This is a genomic window from Sulfidibacter corallicola (assembly GCF_017498545.1).
Taxonomy (GTDB): domain Bacteria; phylum Acidobacteriota; class Holophagae; order Acanthopleuribacterales; family Acanthopleuribacteraceae; genus Sulfidibacter; species Sulfidibacter corallicola.
Genome location: NZ_CP071793.1, coordinates 9,864,621 through 9,889,006, shown reverse-complemented (window position 1 = coordinate 9,889,006; position 24,386 = coordinate 9,864,621). Strand labels below are relative to the sequence as shown.

Here is a 24,386-nt window from a genome sequence, read left to right as displayed (position 1 = left end):
CCCGAAGCGCGGGCTTCGGGTCCGTTCGTGCTTATACAAAGGCCTGGAATTGGCGTTCCGGTTTGAGTAGATGGTTGACTTTGCCAATGAGATCTTGGAGTTGGACTTCGGGTTTGCTGCTTTCGAGTTTGTCTCGAAAGGCATTGAGGCCCTTTCGGGCTTTTTCTACGGACTCAAAGGGTTGGCCTCCATTGACGTCAAGGAGTAACCCCTGGTTTTGGTTGATTTCGGCTAGAGCCGGCTCCCTGCGCGTATTGAGGTCGTGAACCAGGTCTCCGATGGCTTTTTGTTTTTCATCGATTGCGGCGATTTGCGCCTGTAGGGGTTTGATCTGTTCCATGAGCAGACTGACGGTGCCGCTGTTGGTTTCCTCGGTGTAGGACTCGTCATCCGAGGCCGCGCCATCCTCCAAGTGCATGGTGAAACCCACTTCCACCGAATACCCTTGGACTTTTCCGATGGGGAGCTTTTCGGGTCGTTGGGCTTCGGTATTGATCAAGATCTCATACCCTGTTTCCGAGCGATTCAAGATGAAATCGTCTTTGGGTTTCAGGGACTTCTTGTTTCCGCTGAGCTCGCGTACGGCGGCATCGCCCGAGTGACCGTCGTTGATGGAGACCGCGCTTCTGCTTCGGATGAATTTCGACCGAACGTCCGATTCTTTGACACCACCCGAAATTATGGCGCCGAGGTCTGGTTTCTGGGATGCTTTCAAGCCACTGTCCACGAATTGCGAATACCATTCACTGCTGTAATCCTTGCAAATGGCGACCCCGATGCTCACGCCCGTTTTTTCGGAATCGAATTGATAATCTTGCGGGGTGATGTTCGCCGACTTCGAGCGTTGCAACGTTTGCGGCAGGTCTTCATTGGGGTGGGAACCGAGCAGGCCCGATTTGGCCATGTGATGGGGAAACCCTTTTTTAAGGTGTCGGTCGAATCCGCTTCCCTCGTGGGCGTCCTCATTGTAGTGGGGCATGTCGATATCGGACATGGTCGCTTTTTCCATCAACTTGAATTTGCCTTCCTTGCCACCATCGATCACCAAGGCCCGGTTGTGGACGTTTTTGACGTCGGTGTTGTCGTAATCGACCGACAGGGCATCGCGATGATCCTGATCCACCCGTTTCACACCCAGCGCGTGGTCACTTTTTTCTCTGGCGCTCATGGTGAATGGCGCCACGTGTTTGCCGAAAAATTTGATCTTCGATTTGAGTTTGGCAAAGGTACCGGCGTCTTGGAACAGTTTCTTGAATGCCATGAGGTCTTGCCTCTGGAATTTTGCGACGTCTCCGGCCTCGACGAACGGTGACAATGCTTTTGTCAGTAACTGTATCGCTTCGGCGTCGTTTTCATCGGTCACGGCGGTGATGAAGGCCTGATAATCGGCCCTGGTGAACTGGTCATTGGCCAGGATTCCGAACGACTTGGTCAGCGCCACCTGATTTTCCAGTGAAAACTTCACCATTTTGGCGGAATCTTGGAGAAGGGCGCCGCGGTCGATTTCGGCATCTTTCATTTCGTCGGCGGTCATGTCGAACGCATCGCGGTTCTTCAATTTGGCATTGAAGACATGGCCCACCATGGCCAACTGTTTTCGCTGGGGGTTGTCGGGTCTCGCATAGTCTTCTTCCGAAAGCGTGGTGGCGCTTTCGAATTCCTCGATCAAGGCGTCGTCTTCCAGACCCAGTTCGCGTTCGATCTCGCGGATGTCGGCTCGTTCGAGTTTGCTCAGGGCATTTGGTGCGGTCTGGACGACCATGGTTCCCAGGACAAATACCGAGTTCTCGAATATCTCGTTTTGCGCTTTATCTTGAATGTAGTCGAGCAACTGGGTTTGGGTATCTTCATCCAAAAAGTCGCCGAACTTGCTCCAAAAGAATTCGGGTAGGGTGAACACCTTCACGGTGTGTGGGCGGTTGTCGACCATGTTGTCCTGAACGAGGTCGGCAAAGGCGTCGAACACGATATCCGCTTTTTTCCTCAGGCTGTCGATGCTGTTGTCGAGGACCTGTTCGCTGACCGTGTCGACGCGGAACTGAACGACCTGCATGCGCTTGTTGATGCGCTCTTTGTGGACCTGGATCGGCGCTTTTTTGGCACCTTTGGCTCTTTTGCCCTTTGGGGCTTTTGCGCCTTTTGCCGAAGCTTTGGGATCGACGCCCTTTTTGCGAGCTTTGGCGAGCTTTGCACCCCTTTTTGGCACTGCGTTCGCCACGGAAGCCTCTACGTGTTCTTTGGGTTGAGATCCCCCTTTCTTTTGGCCTTTGTTTAAGCCGGCTCGGCCTTTTTTCTGTGCGGCACTCGATAGCTGGGCCGACGAGGCACCGTCGACCGATTGTCTTCTACTTACTGACATAATGTGCACTCCTGCATGTTGAAGCGATGTGTGTACCTGGCCGACATGGTGTCGAAGCATCTAGAGGAAATCGCAGCGGAGCTATCGGGAGGGGTGCCCAAATGCGTGTCGTGGCACGCGGGCGTTCGTACACGATATCGCTCCACTCGGGTGTGGGCCGGCGCTGGCGGTCGCCGGTACAAAACCCGTTTCCGTGGCATGCAAGGATGTTGGGGTTGGAACCTCCTGGGTATGGGATCGAACTCCGATCGGGAACGGTCGATGGAGTGATGCCTGGTTGCGGTGTCTCAGGCCATGTTCATGAAGAAGGCGAGGTTGTTTTCGGCGTAGGTGGGTGCCGCACCGGCGGGCGAAATCCGCTCGGGTTGGTTGCCCCCATCGGCATAGACCGGTGCCGGTTGCGCGGCACGTTGTTGTTGGGATTGCAGGTGTTCGCGCAGGCGGACGGCGACCTCGATGCGGCACATCAGTTCACGATCGAAGTCATCGAATTCGGCGCCTTCGATGGTCATGGTGCTGCTGAACACCAGTTCCGAGGTTTGGGGATCGAAGGCGATGGCGCCACCGTGCATGTCATGTTGGTAGTGGTTGAGGGTCAGGGCTTGTTCGAAGAATTGGGCCCGGTTCTCCAGGTTACAGGCGCTCAGGGTGATGTTGATATAGAGTTCCACATGGCCTGGCAGCAGGTGGAGACTCAATTCCAAACCCTGATCGGTATGGAGGGAGCAACTGCCGTCTTCTTCCAATCGAAGGGCTTCGAAGGCGTCGCCGCTGTAGGACGACAGCCATTGGTTGACGCGATCCTGGTGTTCACACATGGTTTTTCATCCTTTCGCCCACGAGTGGGCAGGTTCGTCTTGGCCCGGTCGCCACGATCGACGATCGCGGCACCGGAGGGCTTGTGTTTTGGGGGAAACCCGAATTGGACGGGAAAAGATCGCGCCCGGAGAGGATCTCGGGTTTCGGAGCCTGGTGTGCGTGCAGCCGCGGGAAAAACGGCGGCTGATGGGTTTGATGCCCATCGTTATGAGATGAAGGATATCCGGAAAATTTGGAACAAATGTGGAGAAGATCAACCTCTCGGTTTTTAGATACAAGACATTGCAGAAACGTGACATTTTACAACGTTTTGAGGGGGGCTCCGTCGGTGCGGGGTTGGTTGGGCATAAGTTTATTTTTACCACCGAGTTCCCGGAGGTCACGGAGAGCGGCACGACACGGCTGAGGAGACGGTGTATCCCCAAAAGGGAAGAACGGCATGGAGTTTTTGGAGGGACACGCCTCATACGGAGGGGGCGCCGAGGTACCTGGTGTTTGCGCGTGCCGAACGAATTGGAGTGAAGTGCGTTGATTCAATGTTTTCCGCTTTTTCGCATAGGGAAGTAGAACCGCAGGGTTCTAGGGACAAGAAAGCAACTCATTGAGGAGTCACGATGGCAGACGATTTAACCATTCCAGGCCCGCAAGATCGCAAAACGATCAATTCTCCATTTCAGGTATGTGGATATACTTAAGAAAAATTAGTTTTTTGATTATTTGAATGACCTGGTTGATCCGAATTAGAGTACTAGATGTGGAAAAAGGAGAATGGAAATGAATTGGGAAAAAATCAAAAATGATGTTGAAAAAAATGGAAATATTCAGACGTTTTCAATGGAGCAGCTCAGGAATGCCCACGGCGTGGCCAAACTAGGCGTACGCATCCGAAAGGAAATAAGTGATGCGCTTGCAGGTATTGGCTTAGGCCATGTTCCCATGGATTTACCTTCCTTTCAGCATGAACAGGTTCGTCTCTACAAGAGGGGTACAAAAATCGGAGATCTCATTTCTATGGTTTTAACGCCGGGTGAACAGAACGATATGAAATTAATTGAGCAATTCAGTGAAGAAATTGTTGAATATCAAAATATTATTCAAAAAATCCGTGAACTAGTTGTTGAATGAAGAATCAGATGCGTGTTGGAGAAGAGATATGATTGCTGTGATATTCCTTGTCGTTGCTAGTTACCCAATGCGAGAAGTGACAGTTGGCGGTTTTGAAGTTAAATCATGGCCCGTTCGGAACAAAGGTTCCAAGATGACTAGGAAGCTTTTTATTGTTAATCCAGAAGATTGCCCAATTAAAATCGTCGATGCTGAATATCGAATCCTATGCACGGATCGATCGGCTCTGCTTATTGGCAAGTTTTCCTTGAAAACTAAGACGGATATACATGCTTATCGACTTAAACTTTTAGGATTCAATCCTTTTGGTGAGTTAATCTCTGGTTATTATGGAGATAAATGGGTCTTTCTGAGCTCGGGTCAACAAGTCACTGAAAAAATGACTTGGGATGACTCTCAGAATGAAACTGTAATCATGCTCGTTGGTGTCGTTTTCGTAGAACGAGCCCGACTTGCCGACGGATCAATTTGGAAAATCGATCATGGAAAACTGGTTCAAACGATTTCTGACCTAAACTTGGAAAAGAAAACCGAAAAGAAAAAAAGAGATGAGCTTGAGAAGAGGAGTCAGGTGCTTTGAAATAAGGAATCTGTTACTGTAATTTTGGTATGGATCTTTGCACCTGAACGGAAAAGTATTTTAAAAACTCGCTCAATGGTCTAACCAAGGAGCGAGTTTATTTTATTATGAGGGTTTGGCGTCTAGTTGTTTAGACCGAGACCTAACTCTATAGATGTATGTTGCTTTCTCTTGGTTTGCCGGCTGAGGCTTCACTCTGCTCGGTTCCACCGAGGATACAAAAGGAAGCGAAAAACAGAGAACAAAAGACTATATAACTCAATATACTTTTAAAAATACAGTAATACTCCAGGACCTCCGTGATCTCAGTGGTAGAAAACCGCAGTAACCGTCACAAGGGATGAAACACTACCTCAACCGATCATACTCGACAACACCTCATCCAGGTGGGTGAGCGCCAGATCCGCCTCCGCGTAGCCGAATGCCAGCGGTGGTTTGATCTTCAGCACGTTGTGCAGCGGACCGTCCGTGCTCAACAGCACGCCCCGGTCCTTCATCGCCTCGATGATCTGGCTGGCTTCCGTGTCGGCCGGCTCCAGTGTCTCGTGGTCGCGCACCAGCTCGACCCCGAGGAACAGGCCCTTGCCGCGCACCTCGCCGATCAAGCCGTGGCGCGTCTTCAGCGATTCGAGGCCCGCTTTGAGGTAGCCGCCCACCTCCGCCGCGTAGCGCTGAAGGCCCTCGTTCTCGATCACGTCCAGCACCGCCATGCCGATCGCGCAACTGACCGGGTTGCCGCCGAAGGTATTGAAGTACTCCATACCGTTGTTGAAGCTGGCGGCGATTTCCGGCGTGGTGACCACCGCGGCCATCGGGTGCCCGTTGCCGATCGGTTTCCCGAGCGTCACGATATCCGGCACCACGTCCTGGGTTTCGAAGCCCCAGAACCGCTCGCCCACGCGGCCGAAGCCTACTTGGACCTCGTCCGCCACACAGACGCCGCCCGCCGCGCGCACCAGCCGGTACAGCTCGGTCAGGTAACCGGGGGGCAGCACGATCTGACCGCCGCAGCCCAGCAGCGACTCGGTGAACACACCGGCCGGTTGCACACCCCGTTCGCGCATGTCGTGCAGCATCGCCTCGGCGAACGCCGCGTAACGCGGACCGCAGTTCGGGTCGTCGTGCTTGATGGGGCCGCGATAGCCGTCGGGCATCGGCAGTTTGTGGATGTGACCCACCTTGTCGAAGCCGCCCGGGCCCTCGTACTTGTAGGGGCTCATCTCGATCAGTGCGTTGGTGTGCCCGTGGTAGGCGGCATCCACGATCAAGACCTCGCGACCGCCCGTGTGAGTGCGCGCCAGGCGCAGGGCCAGGTCGTTGGCCTCCGAACCGGTGCAGGTGAAGAAGCAGACCGAAAGCGGGTCGGGCAAGGTCGCCGTCAACCGCTCCGCGTAGGCCACCAGGTTCTGGTGCAGGTAGCGCGTGTTGGTGTTCAGGGTCGCGATCTGGCGTTGCGCCGCGGCGACCACGTGCGGATGACAGTGGCCCACGTGGCAGACGTTGTTGACCATGTCCAGGTAGCGGCGACCGTCGGCATCGAACAGCCAGGTCCCTTCACCCTTCACGATGTGCAGCGGCTTGCGGTAGCTGATACTCAGGTTGTAACCCACTTGGGCGCGTCGTTTGGCCAGGATGGCCTCCGACACCGGCCGCGCATCGCGCGTGCTCAATTCGGGAAGTCCCAGAATCAGGTTGGGATCGGGGCACAGGCTGAGCCAGATGTCGCGCTGGTCGACCCGCGCGATGCCCGGATAGTCGCCTTCGTAATCGAACGGGTCGCAAAGGACCTGAAAATGCAGATGGGGTGGCCAGCTCCCGTTCTCGTCCTGGTCGCCCACCTTCGCGATGGGATCGCCCTGGGCCACCGCATCGCCTGGCGTCACGCCGTTCAGCGATTCGCGTTGGAGATGGCCGTACAGGGTGTAACAGGTCAGGCCCTCGCCCAGATCGTGCGCGAGAATCAGGGTCGGTCCGTAATCGCCGGGGGCCGCGTTGTCCCGCAAGGAATGAACGGTTCCCGCCAACGGCGCGGTCACCGTGCGCCCCGGTGCCACGTACAGGTCCACGCCCAGGTGGACCGTCCGGCGGGCGGAATTGCGGACGTCGTAATCGGGATCGCAGTAGAGGTCGCGGTCCTCGTTGTAGCGGCCCAGGCCGACCGGCGTGCCGCGCATCGCCATGAGGTCGAACAGAAAGCGGCTGAACCGCTCCGTATCGACACGGTCCTCGGCGCTGCCGTAATCGGTGCCGCGATGGCGCAGGTCGAAGACCGTGCGGGGGGCCGCGTCGAGCCCGTCACCCAGTACCGGGGCGAAGCTGCCGGCGCGTTGTGCCAGCCGCGCGACGATGCGGTGGTTCAGGGGGCAGGGCTCCAGCCCGCAGGCGTGGCGAAAGCGCGCTTCGGCCAGACCGGGGGGGATCGTGGCGAGTTCGGCCAGGGATTGCCACATCGGCTCGGCGTGAACCCCCAAATAGGTGTTCTCGGGGTTGGCGGCCAGCGAGCGCGCCGATTGGCACAGGCTGGTGCAGAAGCGCAGGAGGATCAGGTCGAACAGGACCCGCAGTTCCAGGTCGGTCAACGGATGGGCCTGGTGGTAGCCGCCCACGACCAGCGCCGCCGTTTTCAGCGGATCCTCGTGACCGAGCATCGCGTAGGCACAGACGATCGCCAGCTCGTTGACCGTGTGGCTGAACACCGCATCGCCGAAATCGATGACCCCGATGATGAGATCGCCGTCGACCAGCAGGTTGTGGTCGTTGCCGTCGTTGTGAATGACGCTGCGGCGCAGGTGGGGGAGGAACGGCGCCGTTTGGCTGCGATACCGGGCCAGGTGGTTTTCGATCAGGGCGCGCCGTTCGGGATCGGTGAGGTAGTCCAGGCCCGCCGAACAGGTGGTCTCGCCCCGCGCCAGGTCCCACGCCAGCTCGCGGTGCATCGCTTCGTGGCGGAAGGGCTCCAGGGCCTTGTCCATTCGGCCGAAGAAGCGGCCCAGATTGGTGAACAAGGCGGGGTTCTTGGGTTCGACGTCGGCCATCAGGCGGCCGGGCAGAAAGGTGACCAGCCGCATCCAGTAGGCACCGCCGACATCGCCCTGGACGAGAACCAGGTCCTCGCCTTCCTGGCTGGGCACCAGTCGCGGGACTTGCAGATCCGGCGCCTCGCGCGCCAGGTGGTCGAGCATTCGGTGTTGAAAATCCAATTCGCGGCGTTCCTGGTCGCCCGCCGAGACTTTCAGGACGGTCTTGGCGTCCTGTGCGTCGCGCATCAGGAAATTTTGATCGGCGTAGCTCACGAGACGGGTCGCGGTCCCTTCGAGGCGGTAATGTCGGGCCGCCAGTGCTTCCGCTTGACTTGGGGAAAAGGAGGGGAGGGTGGCGTTCATCGAAGACTCCGAAAGGTACAGGTCGCATCGACCGGAATGGGGAAACGGGGAACGAACGCAGGAAGGATATCACAATCCCGTAGGGGCCAATCACCGTCCACAAAAAGGGGGCCACCTACCTTGTCCACGAAATACACGAAAAAACACGAAAAAGAGAGGCCCGGCATGGCCTGCCCAGTGAACCGGACACTTCCATGAGGGGGTTCAGGGGCACATTTACCTGTTTCTCAGTCGGTTACATCTTGACATGAATAGTATAGTGCCCATCCAGAAACGAAACGCTCGTGGCTCCCAAGATGGTTCGGCTGGATGGGCACGATATCAGGTGTCGGGCTTCAGCAAGATACTTGTTCGAAGGTGATTGGCTGAAATCTGATACCTGAATGCCGATTGCAGCTTGCGTTGGAAACCCGATCGATCCAGGGGATCTCTATCAAAAACGCCACACGGGAACCGAACCCGTCGGCCTTTTCGGCAACGTATTCGTTCTGAGAGCTAACGGACCGATGAACAACAGAATGTGTTCCCGGATCCCATGAAGAGGCCATCGGGTCACTAGAAAGGACCTGCTGGGAATGTCTTGTTCGTGTCTTTTCGTGATTTTGTCTACGAAAGACATGAGAAGCCACGAAAAATCTCGAGCTACCTGGGAAGGGATCGGTTCTTCCCCGCGGTGGATCGCGATCGACATTCTTTTTGTCCACGAATCACACCGATTGACACGAATAGACAGGACCCATAGGTGGCACACGACGGGTACTCTGAGGAAGGTTTAACATTAAAAATATCAATAGTTTATGTGATTTTTTTGTAATTTTAAAAAATCTGGGCTTTTGTTCCGGTCCGGGAAAAACAACCCAATAGGCCTCGAACGGAATGGCTGTGTCCGAATTCGTGTGAATCTGTGTGATCCGTGGACAAGTCTTCAAATGTCGCCCGTGACGCGGCGCCACACTGGGGAGGCCATGCTGGCAGTATCCCTTTCGTGTTTTTTCGTGTATTTAGTGGACGTTTTCTAGAACCACGAAAAATCTCGAGCTACCTGGGAAGGGATCGGTTCCTCCCCGCGGTGGATCGCGATCGACATTCTTTTTGTCCACGAATCACACCGATTGGCACGAATAGACAGGACCCATAGGTGGCACACGACAGGTACTCTGAGGTAGATTTAACATTAAAAATATCAATAGTTTATGTGATTTTTTTGTGATTTTAAATCATCTGGGCTTTTGTTCCGGTCCGGGAGAAACAACGCAATAGGCCTCGAACGGAATGGCTGTGTCCGAATTCGTGTGAATCTGTGTGATCCGTGGACAAGTCTTCAAATGTCGCCCGTGACGCGGCGCCACACTGGGCAGGCCATGCTGGCAGTATCCCTTTCGTGTTTTTTCGTGTATTTAGTGGACAGATTCTGATGTTTCGTGGCGCGAAATGCGCTTTCACGCCTCCCCGAATAAAGGTTTCCCGCCCAGATCTCGATCAATTGAACAGTCGATCTTCGTAACTCATAAATCCATGAAAACCATGATTGATGACCGAGGTGTCCGAATTTACGCGAGGGTCGCTGGTTTCGGTAACCGAGTCTTACCATGAAAGGGGCCGCCGGTTTCGCGATCCGGCGGGTGTGGATGAAGTCCTGGGGGGATGTGTGTCGCATCGGCACGAGAGCTTGTACCGGAGATCCGCCGTATGGCCCCTGTTCGGCTGGCTCCTGACCGCGACCATCCTGGCGGGCGGCCACGCCTGGGGCCAGGTTCGCAGTCTGCGCTTCCAGAACCTCAACCAGCGCCAGGGCCTCTCGCAGGGGTTCGTCAACTCGGTGATCCAAGACCGCTACGGCTTCATGTGGATGGGCACCCAGGACGGCTTGAATCGCTTCGACGGCTTTGCCTTCCAGGTCTTTCTCAGCCAGGCCGACGACCCCGATTCGATTTCCGACGACTGGATCTGGTGCCTGCTCGAGGATCGCGAGGGCGCCATCTGGATCGGCACCCGGAGCGGCGGTCTCAACCGCTACGACCCGATCCAACGCCGCTTTCGACACTACCTTCCCGACCCCGCTCGCGAGGACGGCATCGGCGGCGCCAATGTCCACACGTTGCTCGAGGATCGCGACGGGCGGCTGTGGCTCGGCACGCGAAACGGCGGTCTCAACCGCATGAACGCCGACGGCAGTTTTAGCCGATTCGTGGTCGAGGGACCCGCGGGCCGGACCCTGAGCGACAACTGGGTACACGACCTGATGGAGGACCGCGAGGGCCGAATCTGGATTGCCACCAATCGCGGTCTCGACGTCTTGAGCGCCGACCGCCAAAGGATTCGCCGGTTCCACCACGATCCCGGCGATCCCACGAGCCTCGCCTGCAACCGGGTGTGGTCGTTGATGGAGGATTCCAAGGGGATCATTTGGGTCGGGACCGCGACCGGCGGTTTGAACCGGTTCGATCCCCTGACCGAGACGTTCAAGACCTTTCGCCACGATCCCCAACGCATGGACAGCCTGAGCATCGATTTCGTGCTCTCGATTCACGAGGCCCGCAACGGCGACTTGTGGGTCGGTACCTGGGATGGCGGCCTCAATCGATTCGATCGCCGCGAAGAGACGTTCGAGGTGTTCAAACACGATCGAGCCGATCCCGAAAGCATTTGCGACAACGTCATTTGGGATATCTGCCAGGATCGCACGGGCATTCTCTGGTTCGGCACCATGGGCGGCGGCATCGGCTTTTTCAATCCGCGCAGCACCCAGTTCCAGCACTACAAGCATTTGCCCGACCGCAACGATTCGCTCAGCGGCAGTGATGTGCGCGCCATCATGGAAGATCGGTCCGGGTTGCTGTGGATCGGCACCGAGAACGCGGGGGTGACCCTGGTCGATCGCGCCACCGATGCCGTGTTGCACCTGCGCCACGACCCCGATCGTTCGAACACCCTGTGCAGCGAAATCGTGCACGACATTCACCAAACCGAAACAGGCGACATTTGGATCGCCACCTACTGCGGAATCAATCGCCTGGTGGATCGCGACCGGTTCCGCTTCGAGCGGATTCTGCCGGATGAAAACGACCCCCACGCCCTGAGCGGGCACTACCCCTTCACCATGCTCGACGACGCCCAGGACCACCTTTGGGTCGGACACTTCGGTCATGGTTTGGATCGACGCGATCCGGACAGCGGCCGGTTCACCCACTTCCGCCACGATCCCCAGGTCGAAGGGTCGATCAGTTCCGACTCGGTGAGTGTCCTGATGCGCGACGATCGCGACCGGCTGTGGGTCGGTACCGACGGGGGCCTGAATCGCTACGACCCGGAGACCGAGCGCTTCACCAGCTATCTTCACCGTGCCGATCGGGCCGAGACCCTGAGCCACAGCTACGTCACGGCCCTGCACGTGGATGGGCGGGGCCGGATGTGGGTGGGCACGCTGAGCGGGCTGAACCTGATGAACGCGGAAGAGACCGGCTTCCTGCGGTTCGGTCGCGGCGACGGATTGCCCAACGACACCATTCTCGGCATCCTCAGCGAAGAGGGCGGCCCGCTCTGGCTCACGACCAACAAGGGCGTCGTGCGCATGAATCCCGAAACCGGCGCCGTTCGCCTGTTCGACCCCAGCGACGGCCTGCAGGGCAACGAATTCAACTTGAGCGCCTACTGGAAGACCCCCAACGGGGAGATGATGATCGGCGGCACCAACGGCCTCAACATCTTCCATCCCGAACGCATCACCAAGGATCCCTATCCGCCGCAGGTGGTGCTGGTCGATTTCCTGGTGCTCAACCGCAGTGTCGCGCCGTCCACGCCCCAACGGCCCTCGCCGCTCGACCTGCCGATCGACTTCACCACCCACATCGAACTCGACCACCGCCAGAGCGTGTTCGGTTTCAACTTTGCCGCGCTGCACTATGCCGACGCCGTCGCCAACCGTTATCGCTACAAGTTGGAAGGCTTCGATGGCGACTGGGCCGAAACCGATGCCAGGCGCCGGTTTGCGACCTATACCAACCTGGACGCGGGCCGCTACCGGTTCCGCGTCATCGCCGCCAACAAGGACGGCGTTTGGAATCGCGATGGCGCTTCGGTGACGATCGACATCCTGCCGCCACCGTGGAAAACGTGGTGGGCCTATACCGCCTACGGGTTGGCCCTGCTGGGGTTGGTGGGCTTCTACGTGCGCGGGCAGCGCCGCAAGCTGGCCTACGAGCGTGCGGTGAACGAGCGGCTGAAGCAGGTCGATCAGCTCAAGGACGAGTTCCTGGCCAATACCTCCCACGAATTGCGCACGCCGCTCAACGGCATCGTGGGCCTCGCCGAATCGCTGGGCGACGGCATCGCCGGCAGCATGCCCGATCCCGCCAAGGATTACCTGGGCCTGATCGTTTCCAGTGCCAAGCGACTCAACCATTTGGTGGACGACATTCTCGATTTCTCCCGCCTCAAAAACCGCAACCTGACGCTCTCGTGCGGTCCGGTGGACCTCAAGGCGCTGACCGACATCGTGGTGCGACTGAGCTCCGCCCTGAAGGCCAAACCCGATCTGGTCCTGGCCAACCGCATCCCGGGCGATCGCATGATGGTGTGGGCCGACGAAAATCGCGTCATCCAGATTCTTCACAATCTGGTGGGCAACGCCCTCAAGTTCACCCACGAGGGGTCCGTTACGATTTCGGCCGAACCGGAGGGGGACATGGTCCGCGTCAGCGTGTGCGACACCGGCATCGGCATCGCCGAGGAACACCGCGACCGCATCTTCAGTTCCTTCGAACAGGCCGATGCCTCGACCGCCCGCCAATACGGCGGCACCGGTCTGGGTTTGGCGGTGTCGCGTCGGCTGGTGGAGCTGCACGAGGGCCGGATCTGGGTCGAGTCGGAAGTGGGCGTCGGCTCCACCTTTCATTTCACCCTGCCGGTGTTTCGCGGCGAGGTGCGTGACGAGGATTCGGCACCTCGGGCGGAAGCGGAGCAGGTGTCGCACGTGGTGGCCACGCCGGGGTTGGACGTCCTGCCGGAGCCCGAGCTCGATTCGGAAGTGGTGTCGACGGCCGGGTACCGCGTGCTGGTGGTGGACGACGAACCGGTGAACCGCGAGGTGCTGCGCGCCTACCTGGCCCCGCACGGCTTTCAACTCACCCTCGTGGCCGATGCGTTCGCCGCGCAGGACGAGATCGATCGCGCCGCGACCGAACAGGGCGAAAACGCCGCGGTCGGTCCTTTCGATCTGGTGTTGTTGGACGTGATGATGCCGCGCCAGTCCGGATTCACCTTTTGCCAAACCCTGCGCGCCCGCTACGACGCCTACCAGCTTCCCGTCATCTTCCTGACCGCCAAGAACCGGGTCACCGACCTGGTGCTGGGCTTCGAGAGCGGGGCCAACGACTACCTCGCCAAACCCATTCAGAAGGGCGAGTTGCTGGCGCGCGTGCGCATGCACCTGATGTTGCGCGACCTGAACCGCGACCTGGAACAGAAGGTCCGCGAGCGAACGGCCGAGCTGGCCGAGAAGAATCGGCTGATGGCCGATCAGAACCGCGAACTGGAGACCCTGGATACGATCGTGGCGGCCATGAACCGCAAGGTCCACTTCGACGATCTGCTGTCGGCCATGCTGGTTCAGGGCATGCGCCTCATCCGGGCCGCCGAGGTGGCGCTGTGCCTGGTCTACCGACCCCAGACCGACGGGTTCGAATTGCTGCAGACGGACAATCCCGAGGCGACCACGCCTGGCATCGCCTCGCCCGAGTCCACCTGCCTGTCGTTCGCGCAATTGACGCGCGGGTACCTGGCCCTGCTGTCCGAGCCGATGCCAGGCGTGTTCCTGAGCGAGCCGGATCGACGCGGCCCCGTGCCGCGGTTGGGTTCCTTCTCGGTTCCCGCGGCGGTGGTGGCCGTCGCCATGTCGACCGCGGGTGCGCCGGAGGAGGGTCGGCTGGGCGCCGTGCTGGTATTTCACCATCACGAGGATCCCGAGGCCTTCCTCGATCTGGACCTGGCGCAGCTCTCGCGGTTCCGGGCCCATGCCGAGTCCGCCGTCAACAAGGCCCAGATCATCGATCAACTGGTGCGGTCGCGCAAGGAACTGATCGAGACGGCCCACCGTGCCGGCATGGCCGAGATCGCGGTGGAAGTGGTGCACAACGCCGGCAACGTGCTCAACAGCGTGCGCACCTCGGTGGACGTGTTGGAGCATCAGCTCAATCAAAACCGCGGATTGGACGTCTTGGGGAAAACCCATAAATTGGTGGACGACCTGGACCTGAGAACGATTTCGAGCGATCCGCGCGCGGCCCGGATCTCCGAGGCCCTGTTCCTGATTCACCGCCTGATGGAGGAGCGCGAGGGTAAGTTGTTGGAGGAGACCCGAAGCATGGCCGAGCACGTGTCGGCCCTCCAAAGCGTGCTCGCCGAGCAGCGCAAGCACGCCGAGCCCAGTGCGGGCCTGGCCGAACCGGAAGACGTCAACGACCTGATTCGCGCGATTCTGAAGGAAGAACGCATTTTGTTGGAGAACCTGCCGGCGCGGTTGGTGACCCAACTGAGCCCTGTGCCGCGGGTGCCGCTGGACGCCATCAAGTTCAAGCGCATCCTGTTGTCGTTGCTGAAAAACGCCTGGGAGGCGATCGAGGCGGCGCTGATCGACAACGGCCGCATCGAGATCCTCACCGGTCGCGAAGCCGCTACGGTGAAAATCGTGGTCAGCGACAACGGCGTCGGGTTCGACGACGAGGGGTTGCGGCGCGCGTTCACCCAGGGCTTTTCCACCAAGAACGGCAAGTTGGGCATGGGTCTGCACTATTGCGCCAACGCCATGCGGGCCCTCTCGGGTTCGATTCACCTGGAGAGCGAAGGCCCCGGGCGGGGCACGCGGGTGAGCCTGGTGTTTCCCACTGGCGACGCGCCCTGAGCGAAGGGGGTGGGGTGCCGCTGACGCCGCGCCGCGAGCCGTCTCGACCGAGTGTCCTCGCCCCCCGCGGTGAGCGCCCCGTTCCTTGGGGATTCACGTACCGATCGACTTGACAATTAACCTCGAACTTTCCTAAGTCTCGCATTTATTGGGTCATATCCAAAAAAACGCATTCGAGCTTTACCTGGAACATAGTAGAATGTCCCTGCTACTTCCACATCCTAGTGAAAGGGGGGTCAATGCCGATTCCACACATCCTTTATCTGGATAACCATTTCGAAGATAAAAAGAAGATGGTTATCCTGTTGTTTTCCAATGGTTACGAGGTGATGCCCGTATCCAATTTGAAAGAAGGGTTGGCGGCCCTGCGTGTGGGGGACTTCGATTTGATCATTTGCGACATGCACTTGCCGGATGGGGATGCGGACAACCTCATTCAAACCGTCAAGAGTGCGAGTACGCTCAACAAGATTCCCGTCATGGTGGTGACCAGTCATCCCAGCGATGCCGATACGGAAATGGTGATGAAGCTGGGCGCCGCCGATTACATGCCCAAGGATACCGATCCCAACACCCTGCTGCGCCGCGTCAAGGAGACCGTGAACCTCCATCGTCGCGCCATCAAGAAGACGTCGGCGGGGATCTCGGGCCAATTGGCCAAACTCAAGATCGTGGATCTGATCATGCAGTTGTCGGACGAGCACAGTTCCGGCTGCATCACGATCGACGGCCAGCTCCTGATGGAGATCCACCTGCGCGACGGCCAGATCGTGCACGCCCGTCACGGCATCACCCTCGGCAAAAAGGCCCTGTTTCGCCTCCTGCGCATCGCCGAAGCCGCGTTCCATTTTCAGGCCGACAGTCAGATCCTCGAGCATTCGATCGACGGCGAACTGGATGAACTGCTCGAAGAGGCACGCGTTTCCAACGAGAAGTTGATGGCCAACTGGCACAAACTCCCCAACGCCAATTTCCGCGTGCGGATCGCCAACCCGGAGGTATTGAGCCAAACCAACTTCAAGCCCGAGGTACGCGCCGCTCTGGAGATCATCAAGAAATACCCCCGTATCGGGACCTACGTCGATCGCCTCAATCTTCCAGATGTGGTTTGTTACGAGTACCTTCACACCTTCCTCGAGCGCGGCCTGATCGAACTGGTCACCGAGCACAAGCCCGTCAAGATCTTGACCGATGTGTCCTGTGACCTGCCCAAGGAGGAACTCTACGATTTGGGCGTGGTGAGCTTCAACGTCGCGCTCAAGCTGGGCGGGGAGACCTTCGACGTGATGGATCCCCAAACCGAGTCCGTGATTTACACCAAAAAACCCAAACAATTGGAAACGCTCGAACTCGTGGCGCCTCCCAACGACGAGATCCTCGATCGGTACGTGGGCTTGTTGCCCAATCACGATTGTCTGGCGATCACCATGGCCTCCAGTGTCGGGCCCTTGTTCGAAACGGTCCAGGGCAACGTCACCAAGCTCCAGGCTACCGGTCTCAACGGCAAGAGCTTGTTGGCCAACGAAACCACCACCATCAACAGCCACAGCTTTTCGCTGGGATTGGGCCTGTTGGTTCGTTACGCCGCGCAGTTGGCCGAGGAAGGGCATCAGGCCGAAGTCATCGAAGAGCGCCTGATCAACGCCATTTCCCAACTGCACATGATTTTCGTGGTCAACGCCGAGCGCGGCTTTCTGGCCAAGAAGGGCCAGTGCATCATGTACTGGAACGGGCTCGAATTCGAGGTCGTCCAGCGGTTGGACCGCAAGGAAAGCGCCTTGACGGTGCTCGCCGATCAGGTGGAACGCCGCATCGACCTGAAAGCGGGGCTCCACATGTCCCTGGGTCACGTGCGCAACCGTCAGCAGGGCGAAGCGTTGCGGCTGGAATTGGGTCGCCGGCTCAGTACCAGCAAGGTGCCGCTGCGCACCATCGGTCCCGTGGCCGGCTATCAACTGGGCGAGGGTGCCCTGGGCGTCGCGTTCTTCCAGGAGTGATGCCGAACCCCGCCGGGCCAGGTCCGGCACGGGTTCAGGGACGGGTCGCATCGTGACGGTGGCGACCCCGAGCCTGAACCGATGGCGATCCCACCGACGTGATCGGCGGCTGGAGGATCGTCCACCGAATTCCAGGGAGGTCGCCTCGGTGGTGTTCGCTCGCGTTCGCACGATCTTTTTTCTGTTGCTGGGATGGTTACTCCCGGTGCTTGCCGGTGGCGACCCGCTGGTGCGGGTGTTGATGGTGGGCGATTCGTGGGCCGATTTCATGTGGCAGGACCGCACCATGCGGACCACCTTCGCCGAGAACGGCCGGCCGGACATCGTCGAAGAGGGTGCCCAGACGGCGGAGGCCGGCACCACCGCGGCCGAATGGGCCGCCCCGGACCGATTGGCGGTCATCGACGGCGAGTTGGCGCGGCTGGCCGACCTGCAGGTGGTCCAATTGACGGTGGGTGGCAACGACATCCTGGCCGGCGCCTCGGGTGGCGGTTGGCATACGGGCCTGAGCATGGAAGAAGAGGAGCAGTTGTTCGCCCGGGTGCTGGGCGATGTGGAGACGGTGATCGACCACATCCTCGCCGCGGACCCCGACATCGTGGTGCTCGTCAGCCTCTACGACTATCCCAATTTCGAGGGTGCGGCCGATTTTTTCTGTGGGCCGCTCCACGACGACATGGGCGAGCCCAGCTCATTGCAATTGAACCAGTTGCAAACCGATTTCACGGAACGGGCGCGGCTGGCGTTCGAAGGGCGATCGCGGGTTCACCTGGTGGTGCACCTGGGGTTGATGCAGTTCACCTACGGCTTTCCCGAGTTGGATATCGAGCCGGGTGCGTTGGTGCCGCCGGGCCGCCTGGACCTGCCCAGCCCCCGGCCGGCGATGCGCTTCTTCAATAGCGACTGTATCCACCTGACCGGGGAGGGCCATCGCGTGGTGGGTCAGAACCTGTGGGACGCGTTTTACGTGGATTTCTTTTGTTTGTTGGGAGAACAGATCGCGGAGCGCGTGGCGCGCTGGCCGGAGCTGACGGTCCTCGACCTGGTGGCGGATCACAACCGGGCCTGTCCACCAAAAACTGTCCACTAAATACACGAAAGAACACGAAAAAAACACATTGCGAAGATGGGTGTCCCTCGCCGTCCGTTCGGATAAGGGGAATTGGTCGGTTCCAATATGGGAAAAATTACAGAGTGACCGAGAAGACGAAATCTCCCCAAAAACGGAAGGAAACAGCCGAGTGGTCTTTGGGAAGGGTTTCTCAATAGTTGCAGGGCCGTTTATGTGTTAGTTTTTTTACCACGGAGTCGTTGCCCAGGCCGGGGGCCGGATTGCCGGACCACCGGGTTTCAGGTGGGTAACTAATCGAAGCGAATCGTTTGGGAGTTCCCGCATTTGTGAGAGGGGCGTCGTTGCAGTAAGTTGGCCCGCCGGGCCGACATTTTTCGACGAACTCCCCGCACATCCGCCTTTTTAGGTTTATATCTTTATCTTCGAGCTTTACAGAGTTTGTTACATAAGAGCTCACAGAGTTCACCGAGGCGGACATGGAAGATTTATAATTATTATTGAACTGTAAACCACTATGTGAAAGTATTTTCCCTTTTTGTTGATTCGGGCAAATAGCTCCTGTGTTCTTTGGTGATATAATCAGGTTGAATGATGTAATATCCAGTGATCAAGAATGGCTTTTTATTTTGTGTGACTCTTGTAGGTCTTGGGTAAATTTTTATAATCAAAGATGAGCCAGAAAGGTGTGATTCTTCCTGGTTCGTAGAGGAAGCAGAAAGGCTCCTAGGGGTAATGTACTACTTGGTTTTTCTGGATAGAGGAAGAACTTTCGGCAGGTTTGAGGTGTGTGCATTTATTGATGCGCTAATAATTATGAACTTTTTTCTTAGTTGTCGCAAGAATCTCCCTGTCATTAAAAGATAAAGAGAATATCTATGTATCGAATAGGAGCGAAAATGACCTGTGTTAGTATGATAATAATGTTTTAACTCTGCTTTCTCAGTGTTCTCTGTGCCCTCTGTGGTAAAAAATGAACCCTCCGAAGAAGCGATCGAATCACTGGGCAGGGAATGTCGAAAGTATCCATTTCGTGTGTTTTCGTGTTTTTAGTGGACACCTTTCCTGCTTTTGGTGGACACCTTAGGTTGCCTAGGTTAAGGTACATGCGCGCGTAGCCGGGCACGCTTCGACGCCATGTTTTCGATGCAGAGGTCGCATGTCTTCCATCCCCACCCTCGTTCTCGATTCGCTCCGCCGTTTCGGCATCCTGATCCGGCGCGTGGGCCGTCGCTTCCGCCGCGCGCTGCCCGCCGTGCTGCTGACGGCCGCGATGGTCCAGGGTTCGCCGCTCGCCGCCCAGGCCCCGCCCATCCCAACACTGGGCTCCTGGCGGGACGTGACCGTCACCCACGTGGCGCGGCTCGGCCGAGGGTTCCCGCTGATCGGCAAGGAAGCGGCCCTGCTGATGCGACCCATGGGCGGCAAAGTCACCCGTCATCCGCTGCTGCCGCGACAAGTTGCCGCCCTACACGAGCACCCCTTGACCGATTGGTCCTGCTGGATTCAGCATTTCAGTACGGTTCAGTTCCAGGACGCGTCCCGACGCGGCCTTCGCGTGCTCCAATTGCCGATCGGTGAGACCGATGCCTTTCTTCGTTTCGACGTGACCGTCGACCAGCCACTCACCGGCGCCTGGGTCAACGATCGGGGCAACCGGCTGCTCACCCTCGGCGAAGACCACCAACTCCAACTGTGGCAATTGGAAGTCCCGCCCTACGATACCGAACCGCGCGAGATCTATCCCGTCACGCCCCTGTTCCAAATCGACCTTTCTCTTCCCGATAAGCGGGCGTTGGCACCGCGTTGGTCGCCTCGCGGCAATTTCTTCGCCACCGGTCACAGCGCCGGTTTCAACCTGCACGACAGTCAGGACGGCACCGTGATCGGCCGGTTCGGCGGAGACCCTGCCCAGGATCAGGGCGATGCGGTTCTGGTGGACGTGGCCTACAGCCTGCGCGAGGAACGCATCGCCACCGCAAGCACCACCTTCGATCGGCGCGGCGTAGCCGCTACCGACCGCAATTTGGCGATTTGGCCCAACTGGGGCATGAACGAAAAGTGGGATCTCAACCAGGGCAAGGCCCTGTCGGCTTCACCGCGTGGGTTGCGCGACATGGTGTTCGATCCCACCGGCGCCTTCCTGGTCACGGTCGACGACGCCCACGGCATCCAGGTCTGGGAGAGTGACTCCGCGAAACTGGTGCGGGCCCTACCCACCGAAGCGGCCATCACCGTGGCGGTTCATCCCTGGCGCCCGCTGATCGCCGTGTCTTCCCAAGCTTCGGGCTCAGGGGAGGCCACCCTCCAGTTGTGGCATCTGGAGCGCGGCCAGCCGTTTCGGCGCTTCGTCTGCAAGGACACGCCACCGGCCGGTTTGAGCTTCAGCGAAGACGGAACCGTCCTCCTGGGTGCCGATGAGATCGGCGGCGCCACCCGGGTTCGCGCCTGGCCGGTCCCCGATCCCGATCGGATCGGGCCCTGACCGCCAGATTCGCGTGCCACGTGTGAAAAAGGGGAAGGACCATGTTCTGTATCATCTTTTCGCGAATCGCCACCGGCTAGAATCCCGCCATGCGCATTGCGGCGGTCGGTGATCCGGCGGTCCGGCGTCCGCGATTTCCAGCGGGGCCGGCGGAGACTGTGGCAATGCGTGAATCCCGGCCGTCCGACGACTCGGCTTCGTTGATATTTGGTGGCCCATTCGCTATACTTCAAGCACCTTAAAACCATTTCCCCTTGCAAAAACTGATAGGACCCTTTTCTCCTTCTCGGCGGAGAACAATTTCTGATATGCGTGGGAGTTCATTGCAGTGACAGACTTTCCGTTTTACAGCCAAAACCTCGTGTTCGTGGAAGCCCTCTATCAGCAGTACCAACAGGACCCGGCCAGTGTCGATCCCAGATGGCGAGACTTCTTTCAGGCCGAAAGCGAGGTGTCCGTCGCTGTTCCCGCCGGGGGCCATGCCGCCGGCGTGGCCCAGGCCCCATCGCCCACCACCACGGTTCGGGCCGCGTCGGCACCGGACGCCGCGGCCAGTGGACCCGCGGTCTCGCTCGGGGTCCACGAGGAACGGGAGCGTGCCCGGCTCGCCGAATCCGACCAGGTGCTGGCCTATCTCAACCAGGTTCCGCTCTTCGAATTGGTTTCGGCCGAGGATTTGCGCCTCGTCGCGAGCATTACCCAGCTCGTCCGATTCGACACCGACGGCATCATTTCCCAGAAGGGACAGGCCGCCAACGATTTCTTCTACATCATCGAGGGCCGGGTCGCCATCATCAAGGGCGGTGTGATTCTCAACTATTTGGAAAAGGGCGAGATGATTGGCGAGTTGGCCGTATTCGACGATCGGCCTCGGTCGGCCACCATGAAGGCCGCCAGCCCGTGTGTGCTGCTGCACGTGCCCCGCGTGGACCTTTATAAATTAATGAAGGAACGCAGCAGTTTGGATCTCGGTCTGGTGCACCTGTTGGCCGCCCGCCTGCGCGACGCCGCATTCCGTCAGGAAGCCGCCGACCGTCTGGTCAACGCCTATCGCGAACGCGGCCACGTCAAGGCCCATATCGACCCGCTCGGGTTGTTGGACCAGATGGAACATCCCGAGTTGACGTTGGAACACTACGGTTTCCGCGAAAAGGACCTGGATCTCAAACTCACCGTCAAGATCGGTCAGGCCTCGGTCAGCCGTTCACTGCGCGACATCATCACCCACCTCGAGGAGACCTATTGCCGGTCCATTGGCGTCCAGTACATGCACGTGGACGACCTGGGCATTCAGGAATGGATCCGGCTGCGCATGGAGGATCCCGCCCTCCGCACCCAGCTCTCGCTGGAAGAGCAGAAACACATTCTCAAGAAGCTGACCGACGCCGAAACGTTCGAGAACTTCCTGCACCGCAAGTTCGTCGGTGCCAAGCGGTTCTCCCTGGAAGGGGCCGAGAGCCTGATCCCGCTGCTGGAGAACGCCATCGAGGAAGCCGGCGATCACGGGCTGGACGAGGTTATCATCGGCATGGCCCACCGCGGGCGTCTCAACGTGCTGGTCAACATCATGGGCAAGCCGGCCAGCCAGGTGTTTCGCGAATTCAAGGATCAGAGCCCGGACACCCACGGCGGCCGCGGCGACGTGAAGTATCACCTGGGTTACGGCAGCGATCACATCAACGCCAGCGGCAAGCAGGTTCACCTGTCGTTGTGTTTCAACCCCAGCCACCTGGAATTCGTGGGACCGGTCGTGCTCGGTCGGGCCCGCGCCAAACAGGATCGCTACCGGGATTTGGAGCGGGCGCGTGCCCTGCCGTTGCTCATCCACGGCGATGCGGCCTTCGCCGGCCAGGGCGTCGTTCAGGAGATGTTGAACCTCAGTGAACTGCGCGGCTACCGCACGGGCGGTACCGTGCACATCATTCTCAACAACCAGATCGGGTTCACCACCGATCCCGACGATGGCCGGTCGACCCAATACGCCACGGACGTCGCGCGCATGCTGCAAATCCCCATCTTCCACGTGAACGGCGAGGATCCGGACGCGGTGGCACGGGCGATTCGCATCGCCATGGATTTCCGCAAGGAGTTCCAGAAGGACATCGTCATCGACATGTACAGCTACCGCAAATACGGCCACAACGAGGGCGACGATCCGGTCTTCACCCAACCGTTGATGTACCAGAACATCAAGCGGCGGCCCACGGTGCGCGAGGCCTACGTGAAGAACCTGCTCAAGCTGGGCGGGTTGACGGCCGAAGAGGCCGATCGCATCGCGCAGGAATCGAAGATGCGGTTGGAGGCGGAGTTCGCGCGTGCCGAGGATCCGGACGAGAAATACGAAGAGATCGGTATGGGCCAGGGGTTGTGGCAGCCCTATCGCGGCGGTCTCGAAGCGGAGGTCCCCGATGTGGACACCCGCTTCGATCTGAAGGAGTTGCGGCAGACCCTGTTGCAGCTCACCCAGCTCCCCGAGACCTTCACCCCGCACAGCAAGATCAAGCGGTTCCTGAAACAACAGCAGGAGATGGCCGAGGGCAACGCCAACCTCAATTGGGGGGTGGGAGAAGCGCTCGCCTTGGCATCCTTGCTGAAAGAGGGTTACAAGGTGCGGGTCACCGGTCAGGACGCCGAGCGCGGGACGTTCAGTCACCGCCATGCCGTGCTGCACGACGCCAAGTCGGGCGAACTGTACACGCCGCTTTCCCAATTCGCGGGGGAAGAAAATTACTTCGCGATCTTCAACAGTCCGCTCAGCGAGGTCGCCGTGTTGGGCTTCGAATACGGGTTCAGCCTGGACACGCCCGACGGCCTGACCATCTGGGAAGCCCAGTTTGGCGATTTCAGCAACGTGGCCCAGGTCATCATCGATCAGTTCATCACCAGTTCGGAAGAGAAGTGGCGCCGACTCAGCGGATTGTGCCTGTTCCTTCCCCATGGGTTCGAAGGCCAGGGGCCGGAACACAGCAGTGCCCGTCTCGAGCGGTTCCTGATGCTCGCGGCCGACGACAACATTCAGGTCGTGAATCTGACGACGCCCGCCCAGTTGTTCCACTGCCTGCGCCGCCAGGTCAAGCGGTCCTGGCGCAAGCCGTTGGTCATGATGTCGCCCAAGAGTTTGCTGCGCCATCCGCGGGCCACGTCGCGCCTGGAAGATTTGGCGGGCGGCAGTTTCCTGCGGCTGATCGGCGATGCCTTCAGCGATCCCGACCAGGTGGATCGCATTCTGTTGTGCAGCGGCAAGGTCTACTACGAGCTGGAGGAAGCGCGTGAAAAGCACGACCTGCGCAACGTCGCGATCTTGCGGCTCGAACAGTACTATCCGTTCCCACACCAGATGCTGAACGACGAGCTGGCCCGTTACAAGCCGGACACGCCGGTGGTCTGGGTTCAGGAGGAGCCGCACAACATGGGTGCCTGGCCCTTCCTCAAGTTGCGGTTCGGCCACGAGATCGTGGGGAACGGAACCCATCCCTTGGCCTGTGTATCGCGTCAGGAGGCGGCCAGTCCGGCGACGGGCAGTGCGGCCAACCACCGCGTGGTTCAGGAGAAGCTGATTCTCGAAGCCCTGGGTGTGCGGGAAAAGGCCCACCAGAGCGAGTGATCGGGTCGGCGCCGGCCTGAAACGGCGTCCCGGGGGGAATCCCCGCCCAAAACGAAAAAAGCCCGCA

The 24,386-nt window shown here is 58.9% G+C and carries 10 protein-coding genes; 7 read left to right on the top strand and 3 right to left on the bottom strand.

From position 1 onward, the window contains the following. Positions 1 to 31 precede the first annotated feature (31 nt). Both J3U87_RS29935 and J3U87_RS29930 read right to left on the bottom strand, forming a co-directional pair. Positions 32 to 2,218: a hypothetical protein gene (locus J3U87_RS29935; RefSeq protein WP_237379468.1), complete on the bottom strand. Its 2,187-nt coding sequence runs from the start codon at positions 2,216 to 2,218 to the stop codon at positions 32 to 34. A gap of 428 nt (positions 2,219 to 2,646) precedes the next feature. Continuing rightward, positions 2,647 to 3,177, bottom strand: a complete 531-nt coding sequence (locus J3U87_RS29930; protein ID WP_237379467.1) for a CesT family type III secretion system chaperone — start codon at positions 3,175 to 3,177, stop codon at positions 2,647 to 2,649. A gap of 775 nt (positions 3,178 to 3,952) precedes the next feature. Between J3U87_RS29930 and J3U87_RS29925 the strand changes: the two genes are divergently transcribed. Then, positions 3,953 to 4,303: a hypothetical protein gene (locus J3U87_RS29925; RefSeq protein ID WP_237379466.1), complete on the top strand. Its 351-nt coding sequence runs from the start codon at positions 3,953 to 3,955 to the stop codon at positions 4,301 to 4,303. 28 nt (positions 4,304 to 4,331) lie between these two features. Further along, positions 4,332 to 4,883: a hypothetical protein gene (locus J3U87_RS29920; protein WP_237379465.1), complete on the top strand. Its 552-nt coding sequence runs from the start codon at positions 4,332 to 4,334 to the stop codon at positions 4,881 to 4,883. A 353-nt stretch (positions 4,884 to 5,236) separates the two neighbouring features. Here the strand turns inward: J3U87_RS29920 and J3U87_RS29915 are convergent, their stop codons facing one another. Further along, a complete protein-coding gene (locus tag J3U87_RS29915) occupies positions 5,237 to 8,266 on the bottom strand; it encodes an aminotransferase class III-fold pyridoxal phosphate-dependent enzyme (protein ID WP_237379464.1) in 3,030 nt (1,009 codons plus the stop codon). Positions 8,267 to 9,914: 1,648 nt separating this feature from the next. Between J3U87_RS29915 and J3U87_RS29910 the strand changes: the two genes are divergently transcribed. From J3U87_RS29910 to J3U87_RS29890, 5 genes are all read left to right on the top strand, one after another. Then, the gene (locus J3U87_RS29910; protein WP_237379463.1) at positions 9,915 to 15,164 is read left to right on the top strand and encodes a two-component regulator propeller domain-containing protein; all 5,250 of its coding nucleotides are present in this window, start codon (positions 9,915 to 9,917) and stop codon (positions 15,162 to 15,164) included. 239 nt (positions 15,165 to 15,403) lie between these two features. Continuing rightward, on the top strand, positions 15,404 to 17,161 hold the full coding sequence (locus J3U87_RS29905) for a DegV family protein (protein WP_237379462.1): 1,758 nt from the start codon (positions 15,404 to 15,406) through the stop codon (positions 17,159 to 17,161). 148 nt (positions 17,162 to 17,309) lie between these two features. Then, on the top strand, positions 17,310 to 18,251 hold the full coding sequence (locus J3U87_RS29900) for a hypothetical protein (protein ID WP_237379461.1): 942 nt from the start codon (positions 17,310 to 17,312) through the stop codon (positions 18,249 to 18,251). Between the two features lie 1,138 nt (positions 18,252 to 19,389). After that, the gene (locus tag J3U87_RS29895; RefSeq protein WP_237379460.1) at positions 19,390 to 20,715 is read left to right on the top strand and encodes a WD40 repeat domain-containing protein; all 1,326 of its coding nucleotides are present in this window, start codon (positions 19,390 to 19,392) and stop codon (positions 20,713 to 20,715) included. Positions 20,716 to 21,043: 328 nt separating this feature from the next. Then, a complete protein-coding gene (locus J3U87_RS29890) occupies positions 21,044 to 24,319 on the top strand; it encodes a 2-oxoglutarate dehydrogenase E1 component (protein ID WP_237379459.1) in 3,276 nt (1,091 codons plus the stop codon). Positions 24,320 to 24,386 lie beyond the last annotated feature (67 nt).

Excerpts from the sequence above, each read along its gene's own strand:
- J3U87_RS29930 (WP_237379467.1), bottom strand. The coding sequence starts at position 3,177 with ATGTGTGAACACCAGGATCGCGTCAACCAATGGCTGTCGTCCTACAGC.
- J3U87_RS29925 (WP_237379466.1), top strand. The coding sequence starts at position 3,953 with ATGAATTGGGAAAAAATCAAAAATGATGTTGAAAAAAATGGAAATATT.
- J3U87_RS29920 (WP_237379465.1), top strand. The coding sequence starts at position 4,332 with ATGATTGCTGTGATATTCCTTGTCGTTGCTAGTTACCCAATGCGAGAA.
- J3U87_RS29915 (WP_237379464.1), bottom strand. The coding sequence starts at position 8,266 with ATGAACGCCACCCTCCCCTCCTTTTCCCCAAGTCAAGCGGAAGCACTG.
- J3U87_RS29905 (WP_237379462.1), top strand. The coding sequence starts at position 15,404 with ATGCCGATTCCACACATCCTTTATCTGGATAACCATTTCGAAGATAAA.
- J3U87_RS29895 (WP_237379460.1), top strand. The coding sequence starts at position 19,390 with ATGTCTTCCATCCCCACCCTCGTTCTCGATTCGCTCCGCCGTTTCGGC.